Source organism: Kineococcus glutinatus (assembly GCF_039542765.1).
GTDB lineage: Bacteria > Actinomycetota > Actinomycetes > Actinomycetales > Kineococcaceae > Kineococcus_A > Kineococcus_A glutinatus.
Window position 1 is genome coordinate 1 of the sequence record NZ_BAABIL010000734.1, and the last position, 3,205, is coordinate 3,205.

The 3,205-nt window shown below is 74.9% G+C and carries 3 protein-coding genes; 2 read left to right on the top strand and 1 reads right to left on the bottom strand.

The features are described from left to right. Positions 1–260 precede the first annotated feature (260 nt). On the top strand, positions 261–1,727 hold the full coding sequence (cls, locus tag ABEB16_RS20770) for a cardiolipin synthase (RefSeq protein WP_345714086.1): 1,467 nt from the start codon (positions 261–263) through the stop codon (positions 1,725–1,727). A gap of 34 nt (positions 1,728–1,761) precedes the next feature. Beyond that, entirely contained in the window at positions 1,762–2,766 is a 1,005-nt protein-coding gene (pheA, locus tag ABEB16_RS20775) for a prephenate dehydratase (protein ID WP_345714087.1), read from the top strand. Here pheA and ABEB16_RS20780 read toward each other — a convergent pair. Further along, on the bottom strand, positions 2,763–3,205 hold a 443-nt coding region (locus ABEB16_RS20780; RefSeq protein ID WP_425560280.1), incomplete at its 5' end, for a diacylglycerol/lipid kinase family protein. The two genes, pheA and ABEB16_RS20780, sit on opposite strands and share 4 nt — an antisense overlap.

The following is a 3,205-nucleotide window of genomic DNA, read 5'->3' on the forward strand; positions in this document are numbered from 1 at the left end:
ACCTGCCCGGGCGTCTTGCCGGGGCCGTACACCACCTCCGCGTCGCCGGTGCGGGTGGCGCGACCGGTGTCGAGCCGGGCGTAGCCGAGGTCGCGCACGTCGGAGGGGTCCACGGGCCGTGACTCTAACGACGCACGGCCGCGGCGTCCCTGGGTGCGCCGGGCCGGGCGGGCGTGACAACCTCGACAGGACCGGGCCGGACGGGACCGGGACGGGATCGGGGCGGGACCGGGGCGGCCGGCACCGGCGGGAGGGGGCGCGTGGGCGAGCACTGGGTGCTGACGCTGCTGCTGCCCGGCCTGCTGCTCGCCGCGGACGTCGTCATCCGCTGCGTCGCCGTCGCCACCGTCCCCGTCAACCGGCGGCCGTCCTCGGCGATGGCGTGGCTGCTGGCCATCTTCTTCATCCCCTACCTGGGGGTGCTGCTGTACCTGCTCATCGGCAGCACCAAGCTGCCGCGGCGGCGCCGGCACAAGCAGCTGGAGATCAACCGGCTCATCCTCGACGCCACCCGCGGCATCGACCTCGTCGCCGACGACCAGCCGTGGCCGCCGTGGCTGGCGACCGTCGTGCGGCTCAACCGCAACCTCGGCTCCATGCCGCTGGTGGGCGGCAACGAGGCGTCCATCGTCGACGACTACGACGCCGCGATCCGGGCGATGGCCGACGAGGTGCGCTCGGCGCGCCGGTACGTCCATGCGGAGTTCTACATCCTGGCCCGCGACGCCACGACGGAGCCGTTCTTCGAGGCGATGGCCGACGCGGTGCGCCGCGGGGTCGTCGTGCGGGTCCTCTTCGACCACATCGGCTCGCTGCGGATGCCCGGCTACCGGCGCACGGTCCGCCACCTCGACGACATCGGGGTGCTGTGGCACCCGATGCTGCCGGTGCAGCTGCACCGGGGCCGCTACCAGCGCCCCGACCTGCGCAACCACCGCAAGCTCCTCGTCGTCGACGGCGACGTCGCCTGGGTGGGCTCGCAGAACATGGTGGACCGCAGCTACAACCACCGCGGCAACCGCCGCCGCGGCCTGCAGTGGCAGGACCTGCTGGTGCGGCTGGAGGGGCCCGTGGTCTCCGGGGTCGACGCGCTCTTCCTCACCGACTGGTACAGCGAGACCGACGAGCTGCTGACGCAGGAGATCGAGCCGGTGACGGCACCGGACCCGCCGGGGGCGCTGGAGTGCCAGGTGGTGCCCAGCGGGCCCGGGTTCGAGGGGGAGAACAACCTCCGGCTGTTCAACGCGCTGCTGTACTCCGCGCAGGAGCGCATCTCCATCGTCAGCCCGTACTTCGTGCCCGACGAGTCGATGATGTTCGCCATCACCACCGCCGCGCAGCGCGGGGTGGAGGTGCACCTGTTCGTCTCCGAGATCGGCGACCAGTTCCTCGTGCACCACGCCCAGCGCTCCTACTACGAGGCGCTGCTGCGGGCCGGGGTCCGCATCTTCCGCTACCCCGCGCCCCACGTCCTGCACGACAAGCACCTGATCATCGACGACGAGGTGTCGGTCATCGGGTCCAGCAACATGGACATGCGCTCCTTCCTGCTGGACCTGGAGGTGTCGGTCATGGTGTGCGGGCGCGCCTTCGCCGACGACCTGCGCCGCATCGACGACGCCTACCGCGCCTGCAGCAAGGAGCTGTTCCTCAAGGAGTGGCTGCAGCGGCCGCGCCGCGCGGTGCTGTTCGACAACCTCGCGCGGCTGACGTCCGCGCTGCAGTGAGGCCACCGCCGCGCCGCGGCTAGCCTTGCCCACCGTGCCGACCGCCGCCCCGACGCCGACCCCCCACCCGGACCCGACCCGGCGGTACGCCTTCTTCGGCCCGGTCGGCACGTTCTCCGAGGCGGCGCTGCGCACCGTCGTCCCCGTCGGCACCGCCCCCGCCGACCCCTACCCGAGCGTCGACGCCACCATCGCCGCCGTCCGCGCCGGCCGGGCCGACGTCGGCGTGGTGCCCATCGAGAACTCCGTGGAGGGCGGGGTGTCCGCCACCCTCGACGGCCTCGCCGCCGGTGACCCGCTGCTCGTCGTCGGGGAGGTCGTCATCCCCGTGACGTTCGTCCTCGCCGCCCGGCCCGGCACCACCCTGGCCGACGTCGGGGTCGTCAGCACCCACTCCCACGGCTACGCCCAGGTCCGCCGCTGGCTGGCGCAGCACCTGCCCGGCGCCCGGTACGTGCCGTCGCTGTCCACCGCCTCCGCCGCCGCGGGCCTGGCGCAGGCCGCCGCCGACGGCACCGGGGCCGGCTACGACGCGGCCGTGTGCGCGCCCGTCGCCGCCGAGCGCTTCGGCCTGCAGGTGCTCGCCGAGGACATCGGCGACAACCGCGGCGCGGTGACCCGCTTCGTGCTGCTGGCCCGCCCGGCCGGCGACGACGGGCGCGTGGTGCTGCCGGCGCCCACCGGCGCGGACAGGACCTCCCTGGTGGCGTTCCTGCGCACCGACCACCCCGGCGCCCTCGTGGAGGTCCTCGAGCAGTTCGTCACCCGCGGCGTCAACCTCTCCCGCATCGAGTCGCGCCCCACCGGCGACGCGCTGGGCCGCTACTGCTTCTCCATCGACTGCGAGGGGCACGTCGCCGAGGCCCGCGTCGGGGAGGCCCTGATGGGCCTGCACCGCGTCTGCGAGCAGGTCCGCTTCCTCGGCAGCTACCCCCGCGCCGACGGGCGGCCGGCGCTGCCGGGCAGCGGCCCGGACGAGGACGCGTTCGCGGCGGCCGAGGGGTGGCTGCGGCGGGTGCGGGCCGGCCGGGCGGGCTAGCGCGGGGGCCGGGGCAGGCGCACCAGCAGCGCCCCGGGCTCGATGTGCACCAGCAGCCGGCGCGCCCCGCCCACCGGGTCCCCGTCCACCTGCGCCTCCTGCGGCTGGGCGCTGACCACCTGCAGCTCCCGGAAGCGGGCGTGCTCCACCCGCGGGTGGCCGCGCCGCGCGCCGGTGACCACCCGCCACGTCACCGCCGCCCACGACACGATGCCCCGTGGGGACAGCACCACGAGGTCCAGCCAGCCGTCGTCGACCTCCGCGTCCGGCATGAGCGCGATCCCCCCCAGCAGCCGCCCGCAGTTGCCGACGATCACCGCGCGGGTGCGCCGCGTCCGGGGCGGGCGCCCGTCGATCTGCAACCGCACCTTCGTCTGCGGCCCCCGCAACGCCCGTAGCCCCGACAGCACGTAGGCCGCCGGGCCGATGCGGGCCTTCA